Annotated in this window: 11 protein-coding genes; 9 read left to right on the forward strand and 2 right to left on the reverse strand. The window is 46.2% G+C overall.

What is annotated here, in order from left to right; all coding sequences use genetic code 11:
- Positions 1-4: 4 nt before the first annotated feature.
- From OCU60_RS14550 to OCU60_RS14570, 5 genes are all read left to right on the forward strand, one after another.
- On the forward strand, positions 5-766 hold the full coding sequence (locus tag OCU60_RS14550; RefSeq protein ID WP_074371913.1) for a lamin tail domain-containing protein: 762 nt from the start codon (positions 5-7) through the stop codon (positions 764-766).
- Positions 767-860: 94 nt separating this feature from the next.
- Complete coding sequence (locus tag OCU60_RS14555) at positions 861-1,907, forward strand: hypothetical protein (protein ID WP_074371914.1); 1,047 nt, start codon at positions 861-863, stop codon at positions 1,905-1,907.
- Positions 1,908-2,515: 608 nt separating this feature from the next.
- A complete protein-coding gene (locus OCU60_RS14560) occupies positions 2,516-5,743 on the forward strand; it encodes a non-ribosomal peptide synthetase (RefSeq protein ID WP_074371915.1) in 3,228 nt (1,075 codons plus the stop codon).
- Position 5,744: 1 nt separating this feature from the next.
- Positions 5,745-8,864 carry a beta-ketoacyl synthase N-terminal-like domain-containing protein gene (locus OCU60_RS14565; protein ID WP_074371916.1) on the forward strand — a complete coding sequence of 1,040 codons (3,120 nt, stop codon included), beginning with the start codon at positions 5,745-5,747 and terminating at the stop codon, positions 8,862-8,864.
- A 10-nt stretch (positions 8,865-8,874) separates the two neighbouring features.
- A complete protein-coding gene (locus tag OCU60_RS14570) occupies positions 8,875-10,008 on the forward strand; it encodes an alpha/beta hydrolase family protein (RefSeq protein ID WP_074371917.1) in 1,134 nt (377 codons plus the stop codon).
- Between the two features lie 437 nt (positions 10,009-10,445).
- On the opposite strand, the gene OCU60_RS14575 is transcribed toward OCU60_RS14570, so the two are convergent.
- A complete protein-coding gene (locus OCU60_RS14575) occupies positions 10,446-10,826 on the reverse strand; it encodes a hypothetical protein (protein ID WP_074371918.1) in 381 nt (126 codons plus the stop codon).
- A gap of 149 nt (positions 10,827-10,975) precedes the next feature.
- Between OCU60_RS14575 and OCU60_RS14580 the strand changes: the two genes are divergently transcribed.
- The 4 genes from OCU60_RS14580 to OCU60_RS14595 all read left to right on the forward strand — a co-directional run bounded on the left by OCU60_RS14580 (position 10,976) and on the right by OCU60_RS14595 (position 14,291).
- Positions 10,976-11,410 carry a hypothetical protein gene (locus OCU60_RS14580; protein WP_095533266.1) on the forward strand — a complete coding sequence of 145 codons (435 nt, stop codon included), beginning with the start codon at positions 10,976-10,978 and terminating at the stop codon, positions 11,408-11,410.
- Positions 11,411-11,508: 98 nt separating this feature from the next.
- Positions 11,509-11,808, forward strand: a complete 300-nt coding sequence (locus OCU60_RS14585) for a hypothetical protein (RefSeq protein WP_074371919.1) — start codon at positions 11,509-11,511, stop codon at positions 11,806-11,808.
- Positions 11,809-11,877: 69 nt separating this feature from the next.
- A complete protein-coding gene (locus OCU60_RS14590) occupies positions 11,878-13,347 on the forward strand; it encodes a hypothetical protein (RefSeq protein WP_235862147.1) in 1,470 nt (489 codons plus the stop codon).
- 14 nt (positions 13,348-13,361) lie between these two features.
- Positions 13,362-14,291 (forward strand): hypothetical protein, encoded by a 930-nt coding sequence (locus OCU60_RS14595; protein ID WP_074371920.1) that lies wholly within the window; start codon positions 13,362-13,364, stop codon positions 14,289-14,291.
- Between the two features lie 389 nt (positions 14,292-14,680).
- Here OCU60_RS14595 and OCU60_RS14600 read toward each other — a convergent pair whose 3' ends face one another.
- Complete coding sequence (locus tag OCU60_RS14600) at positions 14,681-15,229, reverse strand: hypothetical protein (RefSeq protein ID WP_074371921.1); 549 nt, start codon at positions 15,227-15,229, stop codon at positions 14,681-14,683.
- Positions 15,230-15,841: the final 612 nt, after the last annotated feature.

Raw genomic sequence — 15,841 nt, forward strand, 5'->3', positions numbered from 1 at the left:
GCCCGTGTCAGACACTATTTTGAAAACACATCAGCTCTGCCAAGAGATTCTGTCAACCGCTCCCTTAGAAGACACCAAGATGGACGACTACTGGACCAAACTGAACGATTTGCAAATGAAGTTTTATCTCCGAATTTCCGGGCTGGATTTTCGCGGGGAGCCCGACAACAATGAGTATGTCACCATTACCAACCAAGGCCATATGGTTTGGGACATCAGTCAATTCAGTCTCAATGCCGGCTCTCCCGGCCAGCACTACGTTTTCCCCGAAAATACCCTGATCCGTGGCGGTGAATCGATAGCCGTTTATACTCAGCCCGGAGCCCAGTATAGTTTCAACTCAAAACGCCCTATCTGGAACAATCTCGGAGATACCGCCACACTATGCAATCGCACAGGTGACATCATTTCAACTTGGGTCTACGGTCGTGCCGCTCATGAATATGTCATAATTACCCATCTGAACTATGACGGCAAGGAGTCCAAAACGGAAGGTGATGAATATGTTGCGTTAGACAACCTCTCAGAACACCGGGTTGATCTCTCTGGATGGCAGCTTATATCAGTACCGAATACGCACATCTTTACCTTCCCGTCAGGAGCCATTCTTGAACCATCAGGGACAGCTCTGGTTTATACCAATCGTCCGCCCAAAGCCGACAACGAATATAGTGTTAATAGCCAGACAGCGCTCTGGAACAATACCGGAGGCCGGTGCAGCCTGCTCGATAATAACGGGAGTGAGATCTTTAATTATGTGTATTAAACGATGGATGATCGTTCTGGGATGCTCGTTCCGGGATGCTCGTTCCCAAGCGTCATTCAGTCACACCGTTCAATACAAATGAGTGCTCATCGATATGGTTATTCGCGCATTCAGCCGTCGCTCCCCCGGGAGTGCGGCTTCCGTACCGCCATCAAGTGCAGATAAAACAGCACCGACACCAGTTCTGACCGAGACCCAAACGCTGATCAATGATGGCATTCGCCTGTTACATTATGTTGCCCGCTCGGGGAACTTGAATGTTGATCCGGACATCGCAGCAGGCATTATCAACGCGCAAAACAACCTGCACAGCCGCAATTGGGGTGAAGAAGACGAAAGCCGCTTATTGCGTTGCTATGACAAGCTCGCCAGTCAGGTCTGGCCGGTGACCGTCGAGAGTATCAAAGCCGTTGTTCCCAATGCCGTCAACGGACAAATTGAGTCCCCCCGCGCCAATCGCACCATTATCTGGTATCGCCGTTATACCGTCTTTACCTTAATCATTCTGCTCAGCGTCCAGATCTATTACCTGTTCGGCTACGGATTAACTCAAACCCTGTTGCAATATACCCATCTCCCCCTGTCATCCCCCCCGGTGGCGCAAAAGCAACCCGCTACGGCTTCGCCGCCAAACGACAAACTCTACGAAAACCATCTCCGCGCCAGTTATCAGTTATTACAATATTGGAATCAGGTCTGGATGCTCGGCCATGATTTTAAACGGGTACCGGCTGATCAACGGATCCCACCCGGTCAGGAAGAACGGACCATTCACTTTGCCACCCATTTGATCGCAGCTCAGTCCGTACTCCAAATGTTACAAAACTATGTTCTACCCTTAATGTATGGTTTGTTAGGCGCCTTTATTTTTGTCCTGCGGAGCCTGTTACAACAAATCAGAACCCTGACCTATACAGCCAGCCGCGAAATCGGCTATCGACTACGACTGACGCTCGGCTGTCTGGCTGGCATGATCACGGGTTGGCTGCTCAAGCCAGAAATCGGCACAATGACACTGTCACCGATGGCACTGGCTTTTATTGCCGGTTACAGCATTGAAGTGCTCTTCAGTACACTTGATATGATCATCGATAATATTCGTAAGAAAACACCGCAAACCAAAGATTCAACCCCACCTTAGCAGCCATCATCAGCTTATTTTATGATTCGATACAGTGTTCATGGTCTCCATGAACATGTAACAAGATTAAAAACCAAAAAAAACTAAAATAAAGTGTTTTTAAGCATATAAAACTGTATAAATAATTATTATAAAAATTTAATTTCAAAAACATATTATTTTTGAAAATGATAATCACTCATCCAGCAGATAAACCCACTCAAATGTAACAAAATATTTCTTGACTTCTAAATGGAAATGTATAGTTTATCAAACTAATTGAAGTGAAACTCCATGCATTATATGTTACTTTAACAATAATTTTCATCCTGACTTGGGACACTGACTTGCCCAATCATGATGGCGTATGCATCTCTTATCAATTAAATACGACCAATTATATTTTTATTTATATTTTCAATGAATATATATATGAACACATTATTAGTGCACTCGTATAGTTAAATTTAAATTAATTATTTAATAATCACAATACTTAGTAGAAAGGCTACCCTCAATTGTAATGGTTATTTATATCAAATTAATAAATACATTTGTATATGAAATATTATTGATAAATCATAACAATTGAAAATATAAAACAATTAGATTTACAGGAATTCGTCAGTATGATTAGTACCGAAGGCTATGTCGTTTCATGTGCTCAAGAAGCCATGTGGTTTGTCGATGGGTTTCATTCAACCAGTCGGGAGAATGAAATCAGGATCGCGTTTAAACTAGAAAAACAAACAGATACAACAGGTTTATGTCAAAAATTCATGGATATCATCAATCAGAACCCTGAATTAAGAAGTCATTTCAGACCCAGCGAATCTGAATTATTAAAATATAAAACGCCACATTTTAATATTGATGAAGTTATTAAATTACATGAAGAAAAAAATGAAGATGAATTCATTAACAATGTATTATTAGAAAGATTTGATTTAAAAACAGATTACTGTTTAATCAAATTTCACATCAATCAAATTAACGACAAAAACCTCATTATAATTAGATTGCATCATATTATTTCTGACTTTCATCTTATTGAAACTATCATTAAACAGTTATTTGAACATGATGTTAAACATTCATTCCCTTCAACAGCGCTGAGTGAATTACAGTGTGAATATATCAATAGTGATGAATACCATGATGATATTCATTTCTGGGTGGAGCAATTAAAGCAGAAGAAGACTGCGCTTGAGCTATTACCGAATACGCCGCCTCACAATGACTTCAATGGCAGTATTTGTAAAACCCAGATTCAAGGATCGCTATATTCTAATATCAAACACGACTGTGAGCACACCAGTATCAGCCCGGCACGGTTACTGAGTCAGATATTTGCGATGACGTTATACCGGCTGAGCGGGCAAAACGAATTCTGTATGGGCTTATCTGTCAGTCAGCGAAAAAGCTTCCCGGCGCTCGGTTTAGGTTATGCTGTCAATGTTCTGCCTATCCCATACCATTTTTCACCGGATCAAACCGTCAGCGACATGCTCTCAACTGGCAATGCGGTGATACTCGACGCACTCCGTCACAGTCGTCTCCCCTTGAAACGTATCGTCGAAGCCTGTACACCGGAACGCTCATCGGGGGCCAACCCGCTGTTTAATGTGTGCTTCAACTATCAAACACTTTCCCAACCCTATCAGGGCAGCCTATCCTCTTTGTTGTATGGCTCCCTAGGGCAATCCATCACGATCAATCAGACAACACTTGAGCCTTTCAACATCGATCAGATCGATTGTCAGTTTGACTTACTGATGGTGGTGGAAGAAACCACGGACGGATTTGATGTTTTTCTTCTCCATAAAGATAACGTGATCAGTCCTGCAACCGCTGAAGGTATTTTGGCTAACTTTGTCCATTTTGCTGACATCTGTCTGCAACAGCCGGAATGCGCACTCTCGGAATTTGCTTTCATCACGAACAAAGCTCAGCGCCCTTTAACAACGCCACCGAGTACCACCAAACGAACACTGGTTGACTGGCTGAATGAAACCGCAGCCAAATATCCCGAGCATCTGGCAATTCGCGACAACGATACGCAACTCACCTATCAGTCATTATTCAATCTGGCCGACAACTTGGCACATCAACTGATTCGCTATGGCGTTAAGCGCGGTGACAAAATCCCGCTGTGCTTCAACCCCGGTACCGAGATGATTGTCGCAATCCTTGCCGTGTTGAAATGCGGCGCCTGTTATGTGCCGATCAACCCCGCTTACCCCGACAGCCGCGTGGGTGATATTTTATCCGATATTCAAGCGGTAAACGGCTTGGTTGAAGAGAGTCTCACCGCAAGATTTGAACCACTGCTGGAACGCGTGATCGTGCCTGACCTCAATGCATTGGCACAAGAGACTTCAACCGGATCGCTGACATCATATCTGCCGGACAGTGAAGATCTGGCCTATATCATTTATACCTCGGGTTCGACCGGTAAGCCCAAAGGTGTTCAGATTTGCCACCGCAATGTTGTCCGCCTGTTTACCACCAGCGACGATAGCTTCCATTTTTCTGAAGCAGATGTCTGGACGCTATACCACTCATTTGCTTTTGATTTCTCGGTTTGGGAGATCTTCGGTGCTCTGCTCTACGGTGGCCGTCTCGTGATTGTGCCTTATCTGATCTCACGCAGCCCTGAAGAGTTCGCGCAATTGGTCGAGCAAGAACAAGTGACTGTCCTCAATCAGACACCAACCGCCTTTGCCCGCTTCAGTGAAAGTTGTATTTGCAATCAACTCCCACTGAATCGACTCCGAGTGGTCGTATTTGGTGGGGAAGCCCTCAATCTGGCGAGCTTATTACCTTGGTACACCACCTACGGTGAACGCATCAGCCTGATCAATATGTACGGCATCACCGAAACCACAGTTCACGTTACCTATCGCAAGCTAACGCAACAAGACTGTCTTGACGACCGGGGGAGCCTGATCGGAATGCCTCTGAATGACTTAGGCGTCGTGGTCATGGATACATTTGGTCACCCATTACCGATTGGCTGGCCGGGAGAAATGTATGTCGCCGGTGAAGGGTTAGCCAAAGGATATTTCAACCGCCCTGAACTCACGGCAGAAAAATTCATCGAAAAATCACTGGGAGGTGAAACGCGACGTTTGTATCGCTCCGGTGATCTGGCGCGCTGTATCAGTGAGCAAGAAATTGACTATCTGGGTCGCATCGACCATCAGGTTAAAATACGCGGATTCAGGATTGAGCTGGGTGATATTCAGGCCAAACTATCTCGCATTGCGGCCGTATCTCACGCATTTGTCACGACCCAAAAAACCGATAGTGACACGATTCTCATCGCTTACTTATTGGTGAACGCTCCGATTGGTTACGAAGAGATTATTCAAGAGATCGCAGCCGACCTACCGGAGTATATGATTCCGCAACAATTCTATCTCACCGATGAAATTCCACTGACCGTCAACCACAAAGTCGATATGAAACGGTTGCATGACATTTCAACCCAATTATTGCCGACAGTCCGAAATCAGGTCGCAGAGTCAGCAACAGAAGTCACCATCTTGTCGATTTGGCAGCAAATTCTCGGCCTCGACGAAATTGATCTGGAAAGTGACTTCTTCACCATGGGAGGAAACTCAAGCTCTATCTTAAAAGTGTATCAACAACTGAATCAACACTACCCCAATCAGCTATTGGTTACCGATTTATTTAAATACAGGAACATCCGTAGCTTAGCCCGATTTTTATCCGATAAAACCACAATAGCGCCCAACACAGAGACCGGACCGAAAAAAACGGCAAGAGCGCAGAAAAGAATCAATCAATTAAAAAACAGAAGACAACGTCAACCCCAATTAAATGGTGCATAAAATGAAAAAAAATGGCATAGAGGTAGCAATCATCGGAATTGCAGGAAAATACCCACAAGCTGATAATATTCAAGACTTTTTTGATAACCTTAAACACGGCAAAGAGTGCTTAACCACATTCACCGATGAAGAGTTACAAGCAAGTGACCCGTGGTACACTCAGGACGCAAACTACGTCAAACGAGCTGGCATCATCAATGACGCAACCGGATTTGATAATAAGTTTTTTAATATCTCGAACCGGGACGCGCTACTCACTGACCCACAACAGCGGATCTTTTTACAAACCGCATGGCACGCATTGGAAGATGCCGGGTGTGATCCATTTACCTATCAGGGGGATATCGCCCTGTATGGTGGCAGTAGTTCAAATACGTATCTGTCCCACCATATTTTTAATTCAGATTATCGCCATGAAATCAATCAATACCCCGTTATCCTCGGTAATGAAAAAGACTTTCTCTGCACGCGAGTCTCTCACGCCCTGAACCTTCGTGGTCCGGCGATGACAATTCAGACCGGATGCTCAACCTCTCTGGTTGCCGTTCATATGGCCTGTCAGAGTCTGCTTAACGGTGAGTGCGATATTGCTATGGCAGGCGGCGTGACCATTCGCTTCCCCGTCAAAGCAGGCTATAAATATCAGGATGGCGGTATCTTATCGCCTGATGGTCACTGCCGCCCGTTTGACCAAGATGCCTGCGGCACTGTCGTCAGTGATGGCTGTGGCATTGTCGTGCTGAAATTACTCGAAGACGCACAGCGTGACCGCGACCAGATCTACTGTGTGATCAAAGGATCCGCAATCAATAATGATGGTCAGGATAAAATGGGCTTCACCTCCCCCAGCATTTCCGGACAAACTCGTGTCATCGAAGATACGTTACAGTTATCCTGTATCGATGCCAGTCAGATCAGTTATGTAGAAACCCATGGCACCGGCACCAAACTGGGCGATCCGATTGAAGTCAATGCCCTCAAAGAGGTTTATAGCGGCCATCAAGGTCAGAAAGTCAAACTCGGCTCAGTCAAAGCCAATATCGGCCATACCGATAGCGCTTCAGGCATCAGCGGATTGATCAAAGTTGCACTGATGATGAAACATCATACCTTGCTGCCCCAGATTCACTTTAATCAACCCAATCCACTACTTGAACTCGACAACAGTCCCTTGGAAGTCAACACCCAACTGGCCGACTGGTATGATCATGACACCGATATACGCTATGCAGCCGTCAGCTCTTTCGGTCTGGGTGGCACCAATGCCCATATGATTGTTGAGTCTGGCGATATCTATCAGCCCACCTCACAACACACACCATCGAAACCACAATACATCTTACTGTCCGGCCGGACAGCACAAGATTTGATTCGCAATAGTCAGCAAGTCGCTACCGCGGTTCAGCACTACACCGATCAAGATTTGGCAGGTATTGCCTATACACTGGCAACCGGAAGACACCACTTCCCATATCGTCAGTGGGTTCAAGCCGCGAATGTTGACGAGTTACATCATCAACTCGCAGCGCTCACCGAAAATACGGTATATCAGCCCACCGGAATCTGTCGGATTAAAATCTACCAAACTCAGGATCTGACCTTATCAGAAACCTTCATCAATAATGCTAACTATTTAAACTTTGCGGAACTGCCTGAAAAACACCGTTTCCTTGCAGAATTATGCGAACAAATGGTCGTCGAACCACTAGAAGTTGAAATGATTTATACCAATGAACTGATCGATAAAGTGATGATCCATGCCTACAGCGCAGACATCAAGAAAGTGGCGGAGACCGACTGCGAAATTTCCTATCTGAGCAACGACGATATATTCAATATACTTTGCTGGTTATGGCAACAGGGCCTGACCATCCATTGGGAAAAATTCTACGCGGTTCAGCCCGTTCGGAAAGTCTCACTGCCGGGTTATGCATTTAATCAAACCGTCTTTGAAATTGAGCCGACTTATCCCAGCAACGCGCTCACCACCCAACCGGAGGCGGAACAGCCAGCTTCTGACGACTCAGCCATCACATTGGAAAGTATTCAAGAAAAAATCCGGCATCTCTGGCTCGATGACTTAGGCGAAACGATCCCTTCAGCAGAAACCACCGACATCTATGAGTTATGCGGTGACTCATTTACCGCACTCCAGATGAATATCGAGCTGGAAGATTTCTATGGCATCTCACTGTCAAATAAAACTTTCATTGAAAACAATACCTTAAACAAGATTTCTGAAGTGATTTATCATCTCAAACATGGCAATGAACATTCTACTTTTGATGAGCACATTGTCTGTTTCAATGACCAAGGCGATCTTGCTCCGGTATTCCTGATTCACCCGGCAGGCGGCACCGTCATGGGCTATAAAGAAGTCGCGCGTAGCCTGCCAGAAGGCCACCCCGTTTATGGGATTCAGTATCCCTTCCGTGATGAAGGCAATGACATCATGTCCATGTGTGATTTAGCCCGTCACTATAATGAGAAAATCACCGCGCTCTATCCCACCGGTAATCTGATCCTCGCCGGTCACTCATTCGGGGGCAATGCTGCACTGGAAATGGCGCTTCAGTTCGAACAAACGGGCAGAACCATCGAGCAAGTGATCATGTTTGACAGTCACCCACCGCAAGCATACTACTCGAATACCGTCTTCAGCGAACAGCAGTTCCTGGAGTCATTCCCCGTTATCTGCGGCATGTTCTTTAACACCAAAGAACCGCTCAATGATATGCAAAGTAACACCCTTGAAGAAGTAGTCGACTACCTCAAACAAAAAGGCTGGGTACCTTGGGGATTCAGTACCGAAGAGTTCAAGTTGTACTACGAACTATGGCGCAGCAATCACAGTACCTTAAGAACACACATGCCATCCGAGAAACTGAAAGCAGATTTAATCTTCTTCAAAGCAGCGGTATTCCAACCCCAAGAGATACTGGATGTGCTGAACATCTCGTTGGTTGAAGGCACCGAAATTGTGCAATGGCAGTGTTTTGCACAATCCACGATCAAAGAATTCGAGGTTCCCGGAACTCATTACACCATTCTGGACAAAGAAAATGTCAATGTGATAGCCAATGCATTGCATGAATTACTCACCGTTGCCATTGCAGCTTAGGAGAAACAAAATGACTCAACTACGCCCATTCCCAAAAGGACAAACGCCAGCCCGATTAAACGCCCGGGGGATTGATTTTTCTGACTACAAAAAAATTGATTACCAAGTTGCTCGCAAAGGTAAAGACTACCTCGAAACCTGCTGCTCACTGGCAACGCACCTCGATGAAGTTGCCTGTGAAAAACTCGCCGCCGGACATCAGCTTAGCGCCTGCCGATTCTCATATAAAGCAGCGGCTTTATACCGGATTGCCCATTATGGTCTCTTAGAATTTGATGAAGAGAAAGCAGCGTTATATCAAAAAGAGTTGGAAATTTTTTCCCGGGCACTGGCGCTCGATAGCCGCTTTAGCGCAGAAAGAACCGAAATTCCCTACAAAAACGGACAATTGGTCGGCTGGCTGATGAAGCCATCGAATTGTAGCGATGATGTCCCTGTCGTGATTGCGACCGGTGGCATCACCGGCTTTAAAGAAGAAGTCCATTACGTGATTACCCATTTTCTCGAACGGGGTATCGCGGTCTTAAATATTGACGGTCCGGGGCAAGGAGAAACCTTCTACCACTATAACATCGGTGTTGAACCCGAATCAGAACAAGCCCATGAGGTGATGATTGATTACTTGCTCAATCGCGCTGATGTCGGCAACGATATTGCTTTATATGGTTTATGCATGGGCGGATTATTAGTTGCCAGAACCGCAGCGGCGCATCGGGATAAGGTCAAAGCGATTATCTCGATGGGTGGCGGCTATGAGCTGTCAAGCTGCATCAAAGAACATCCTCAATTTGAAGCTGTATTTGCCTATCGTGGCAATGTGGCAATCGAAGATATCTATCCATTTGTTGATCGTTTCGCCATGAATACACTGTCCACTAAAGTTGATTGTCCGCTGTTGATCATCCACAACCGTCCGGACTTTTTAATTCCGTCGTCGAACGTCAAGCGCATTTATGAAGAGGCAACCACCACCGATAAACAACAGGTCTTCTTCAAAGGTTCAGAACACAATGCACATAATGCCAATGCAGAAGCTTGCGCTCTGGCTGCCGACTGGCTGGTGGAGCGATTATTCAATCGCCAAGCAACCATCACCCCAACGACCCAGACCAAACAAGCCGATTTGGATTTAGTCACCGGGTAGTCCGCTGAAAACAGCATGAGCCTTGCACCCGCAAGGCTCATTTTTATACATCTTCATACATCGCCAATGATCAATCGCACAATTGCAATATCGGCTGAAATCTCATCCTGACCATGATAAAACTGTGCTACTATATAAGCACTCTTTTGCATAAATGTGAGTTCAATTCAATCCCTGATTCAAACTCACCTATTTTCCTTTAGGGCGTCTTGACCATGATCTGGGTATTTTTACCACTGATAATTGTCCCTTTCCGCTGGAAATCATTTGATCTCTCACAATGGCGTTTTACGGCTTACTATCTGTTGTATGCCATCACTCTGGCTCAGTTCTATCCTCTCCCAGTCTCATCGGATCTCGCCAGCTTTTATCTGGGCATTCCCGCGATTTGTTATATCTCTTTTCTGTTTCCCAATTTGCAAAACTACTATCCGGAGTCAGCGGTCAGAATGATCAGTATCATCGGGCTCTCGGGAACCTTTATCACGTTGCTCTACAGCTTGATCGTCAACGGGATCTGGTGATAACTCATGCTGCGTTGAATGATGCCCGTCCGCAGGCTTTTCGAGTCCGGATGTCGCCTGTTCAATCTGTTTCGGGATCTGTTGAACAAAGGTTTTGATCAACGTCTGAATCAATTTATCCGACTCATCCTTCACCCGATCAAGGGTTCCCAGTTTCAACCGGAACAAATGAATGGACGACTTGACCTTCGCCATCTGTGCCAACTGCTTCGGATTCAGTTTCTGCTGCTGTTTCGGTGGCTTCGGCTTGAACGCTTTTTCTACCTGTTTCAAAAGCTTGTTCGTATTGGTCATCGGATACTCCTCAACACAACCTACGATTCATTTTAGCGTTTCCTCCCCACAGAATATCGGTGAAATAACGGACATATTCCCCTATCTCACTGGGTATTTTGGCGCAGAAATAACATAATCAAACCACATCGTTTATCAGGAAAGATCCTATGTTCAAAATACCTTCACGTTGGCTTTTCACGCTGATCCTCTTGCTATCGGGATGCGCCGTTCAACTCGTTGCTGAATTTGATCCACAAACCTTGAATCAACTTCAGCAAATCAATAACCAAATCGACCGACTGTACCTCCAGATGTCGGTTTTACCGGTAACACAGCGTCAATATCAGCAATTTCAGCCTCAATATTTGGATATTGATGTCACGATTCGCGGATTCGTCCGGCGTCAGGAGTGGCGAAAAATGAATGAAGAAACCTACAAACAAGCGCAAATTCTGGCAAAACTCTGGCAACAGGACATGCAGCAACACCAGAAGAGCGGTCACCTCTCTGATTTTCTGCTCAAACGTCACCGCGCGCAGTATCAGCAGTTGATCAACACCATCGCACAGGGTGAATTAGCGAAAAAAGCGGCGCATCCCTGAGGCTCACGCATCAATAACGTTTATTCATCACTAACCATTATTTATCACTAACCGTCATTTGTCACAAACCCTCACTTATCACACATTAAGGAGTCGCTATGCCCTTTTCTATAGAGACCACCATCGAACAGATTACAGCGCAATTCGGCCAGTCCCCTTTAAAATCGACCCTCGAAAATGCGCTCAAAACAAGTCTGAATCAGAAACAGGGAGAATTTGAGGCACTACAAGCCGCATTGCAAAACGGAGACCTGACGCAAGAAGAGTTTCAAATCGAAATCGAGCGGGAAAAAGCCCTTCTGGCCGCAGAGATGGAAACCCTCAAGATCATCGCCAAAGCCGAGATCCAAAAAATAGTGAATCAGGTATTTCAGGCCATTACCAGCCAGTTGAAATAACCCGGCACCGACCATTACAAATCATCATCACCGGTACGGACAGACAGCACAGGTACAGGAGGAAAAACGATGAGACGCGTTCGAATCACACGCATTATTTGGGTTCCGTCCGGTTACCACATCGTCCGCCGTACCGCAAACCGGATGGAGAAACCGCGTTCAACCTCAAAGATAGTCACCACTCAGAACACGGGCTCGCAGTCGCAGCAAGCGACGGAAACCATGGCACAACCAATCGAGCCGGATACGGTGCTTGTTACAGAGAATCCTGCCAAGGCAGAGGCAGAGGCAGAGGCAGAGGCAGAGGCAGAGGCAGAGGCAGAGGCAAGTATGATTGCCTCGTTTCCCGAACAATGTAATCCCTATCAGGATTTTTTACAGCATTTACCTCACTATTTGGATTCGATGCCAACAGGCACATTTGTGACGCATTCCCCTACGGAAGCACCTCACTCATCTCCCCCGACATCCCAGTTACCGGTGAATACCGCCCCCACAATCCCTCAGCCGACAGAGCGCGCGAGAGAAGCCGATAACTCTCCGGCACCACCGTCAGACAATGCAGAAAATCATGACGATAAGGTGCACCAGCCACCGGCCGAGTGCTCATGGCCAACACCGCATCTCCGCCACCTGACCGGTATCCGCCATGTGTTGCGGGCATCAGCCGTTGCCAATCCGGCAGCATTGCAGGCAACAGCCCAAACCGCATCAACACCGAGACACACAACTTCATCAGAAAACAGCCATTACACATTCATTCAGCCAAGTTTCTCAACATCAAAATCTTTAGGATCACCCTGTCATGACTCAACTTGGAGAAAGAGAATGAGACAATTGCTATTTCGCTTATGTGAAGCCGCCGATGGCCGTCACTTTGCTTTCCTCACTGATCAGCCGGATGTTGAAGATTTATTCGACAACGGCTACAAAGTTGCCTATAAAAACCGCGATAACAATACTGGTAACGGTATGCTGGCACGCTGGAAAAAAGCCTATTCCGTCAAATCGGTAAATTACGAGCAGTTGCCAGAGCAAGATGGTTTACCCGATGGTGTCCAAAGCGCTTTTGATATGATGATTCGCAACTTAATTCCCGGTGTTGATATTTTCTTTTGTGACTACAATTTAGCCATTGAAGCCGATTTACCCATCTGTAACCATATGATGGAACAATACCGCTCAACCGACTTTGTACTCTTTTCCTGCGAAGAGTTGATCGGGAATGATCCCACGACTCAACCTTATATGGTCTCTTACGCTGCCCCGCGTTACCAGAATGGCGGCAATACCAGTAGTCAGCATCGAATTTATTGTAAAACCGACGCTTTTGCTTTTTGTCAGTCCATTCATGCCATTGTCATTCAGCAAGAAAAAGATGCCCTGAGCGGTGGACATATTCGCACTGAAGTCGATACATATATCGGTGAATCACCCGTCGAATCCGCAGTTGCCGAACAAGTCATCAATCGATTTGTCGAAGCACTGCCACAATACAATAGTTCCGTCAAAGCGCTGAAGGCGCCGCAGACAGAATAAGTTCTGGAGATGGTATGAAAGCAGAACGACTGTATTATGCGGCCTTGAGTGCCGCATTAATGGCAAAAGCTGAACCCGCACTCGCCCAACAACTGGCCTACCAACTCGCTTATCTCAGCGCCAATCCGAAGCTGTTGGGATACTCAGCGACCACAGCAACTGATTCAGCGCCAACGGTGCCAATCAACCATGCCATGCAGGCGCAGCAAACAACCGATTCAGGCACGCTCTCGCGACAGGCTCATCAGGCATTGAATCCACAGGTACAACATACTCAGCAATCGCCTCAACGCTGGCCGATTAATCCGCTCAACCATGTCGATTGGCTTAGTGGCGGCCGCCTGAATGAACGTTGGCTCAAACAACAGAAGTTTGCCACAGGCAGACACCCGCACAAGACCACACGCACAACATCCCGCACGTCTCAGCGCATTTCCTCTCCCGCTGATGAGGCGCATATTTTCAATCGCATCAATGATGCGATCATGCGAGCATTGGTTCAGTCGGATCCTGATGCGCAGCATAAATTTGCTGTAGCACTCTTTGCTGGCCTCTGTCACCACCGCTGGCCCGCGCCTGACGCTGAACGTGAAATCTACTGGCTGATCATGCATTCGGTCCGCTGCTACCTTTACGGTACCCGACTACAATGGGGCAAAGCGTTCGTTGATAGTACCGAGGCCAGACAGTCCCGAAATCCGATGTATCAGATCGTGTCAGAGTGCCTGAATCATCCACAGCCAGAGTGTTCACCCATCACGCTTAAGCAAGTGATGATGCAACTGAACCTGCTGCCACCGATCCTTCAGATACAATGTTTGACTCTCGGGATTGTCTATCGGGATCCCCATGCGGCCGCAACTGACAAATGCAGCGCATTACATGATGTGCTTCATCCACCGGCTCTGGATGCGGCCTTGGAGTGGTTTGGGGATAGAGGTTAATTTTTGGGCTTCAGCGCACGCGTTCAGGGGTGGGATGATTCACATCCTATTCATACAATCCTGAAAAATCTTCCCTGATCTTTCCCCCTGAGCCCATCAATCAAATTGGCTTTTACTATATTTTACTCAACTCAAATCAGTCGCTAAATCAAGCAAACCATTCCGGGAGAATGGTTAGGCTTTTCAGGGCATAAATGCCCGTAAAAGCTGGTTCTGGCCAATGCATGACCAAGCCAAACAAAAAAATTTCAGGTGACTCTTGCAACTTGGCAAGAGTCACTGTCGCGCAGAATGAGAAGGTTTCTGAAATCGAGGAACGAATTGTGCGTCATATTTCGAAGCCTGAAACCGAAACAATAAACGTAGAGAACAACGAGAATTGTGTAAGCCTATTTCCAACTCATCACACTATCGTAGCTCTCACAGTTCTCTACCGCATCAGATGCATTGGTGATAAAAACTTGCTGCTTCTCCGAAACTGGATAACTGAGATATTCTGAGCATCGGGCGCTTTGACCATTACCGACAACAACTTTCGTTCCGACCTTCAATGTACATTTCACCAGCTTATCGAGCGGTGACCATTGGTAACAAATTTCATAGTTTTCTCTATATTTCGCTGTATTGCCTGACGGGAATTGAAATGACCACCACTGACCAAACTCACTATGAGGGTTGGTACTATTCCATGCGCGATAAACTGTAACTTCATCTGTGCTTTCATAAACCGCCCCCTGACATAACTTCCCCTTCAAGGGCTCACCGATAGCCTGAGCAAGAAACGCTGAGTCTTGAACCAATTTAAATCGGCTACTCAAATCACCTGCAACAATCGTAGTACCAACACAAGATGACGGTGGAACTTGTTCGGTGTTCTTCGGTTCATTCGCACACCCCTGTATCGCAATGATCAATGCACCAATTAAAATCCTTTTCATTTTGTTCACCTATTTTTGATTCATGGTCACCAAGGCATAACAACGTCTTTTAACCAGACTGTGCCTGTATAATTTTGTCAGAAAATGAAGCACTCATATTCATATTAGTCTGTTTTGGCGCACTGTACGCCAATGCCTCTGAAATCGAGGGACAAACTGTGCGTCAAAATTTGGTGCCGGAGGCTGGGGAGATGAATATTGTGGCTCTGTTGTTTGAGGCGCAATGAGTTTATTAATTTCTTCGGCATCTGATGCACGCGCCCCAGATACTTTTGGCGTTCCAAAAGTACCCAAAAGAACGTTTTAGTTTGTGGACGCTGCCCGGGGCGCTTTTATTCGCTCCTGCTCACGAAAAGCTTAAAATTCTTCCCTGAATTTTACCCTGAGAGCATCGATCAAGTTGGCTTTTTAAAATGTTTCACTCAACTTAAATCAGCCACTCAACCAAGAAAATCATTCAAGGAAGAATGATTAGGCTTTTCCGGGCAGGACGCCCGTAAAAGCGGGTTCTGGACAACACTCAACTCAGCCAAACAAAACAAGATTTTCTGGTTCGTCTTTCATCTCTGAAAGATGAACTGGCGCACAGAACACCGATGCCTCTGAAATCGA

It is taken from the genome of Vibrio spartinae (assembly GCF_024347135.1).
GTDB lineage: Bacteria > Pseudomonadota > Gammaproteobacteria > Enterobacterales > Vibrionaceae > Vibrio > Vibrio spartinae.

What these genes read in the sequence shown, in the direction of transcription:
- OCU60_RS14555 (WP_074371914.1), top strand. Translation starts at nt 861, where the DNA reads ATGGTTATTCGCGCATTCAGCCGTCGCTCCCCCGGGAGTGCGGCTTCC.
- OCU60_RS14560 (WP_074371915.1), top strand. Translation starts at nt 2,516, where the DNA reads ATGATTAGTACCGAAGGCTATGTCGTTTCATGTGCTCAAGAAGCCATG.
- OCU60_RS14565 (WP_074371916.1), top strand. Translation starts at nt 5,745, where the DNA reads ATGAAAAAAAATGGCATAGAGGTAGCAATCATCGGAATTGCAGGAAAA.
- OCU60_RS14570 (WP_074371917.1), top strand. Translation starts at nt 8,875, where the DNA reads ATGACTCAACTACGCCCATTCCCAAAAGGACAAACGCCAGCCCGATTA.
- OCU60_RS14575 (WP_074371918.1), bottom strand. Translation starts at nt 10,826, where the DNA reads ATGACCAATACGAACAAGCTTTTGAAACAGGTAGAAAAAGCGTTCAAG.
- OCU60_RS14580 (WP_095533266.1), top strand. Translation starts at nt 10,976, where the DNA reads ATGTTCAAAATACCTTCACGTTGGCTTTTCACGCTGATCCTCTTGCTA.
- OCU60_RS14585 (WP_074371919.1), top strand. Translation starts at nt 11,509, where the DNA reads ATGCCCTTTTCTATAGAGACCACCATCGAACAGATTACAGCGCAATTC.
- OCU60_RS14590 (WP_235862147.1), top strand. Translation starts at nt 11,878, where the DNA reads ATGAGACGCGTTCGAATCACACGCATTATTTGGGTTCCGTCCGGTTAC.
- OCU60_RS14595 (WP_074371920.1), top strand. Translation starts at nt 13,362, where the DNA reads ATGAAAGCAGAACGACTGTATTATGCGGCCTTGAGTGCCGCATTAATG.
- OCU60_RS14600 (WP_074371921.1), bottom strand. Translation starts at nt 15,229, where the DNA reads ATGAAAAGGATTTTAATTGGTGCATTGATCATTGCGATACAGGGGTGT.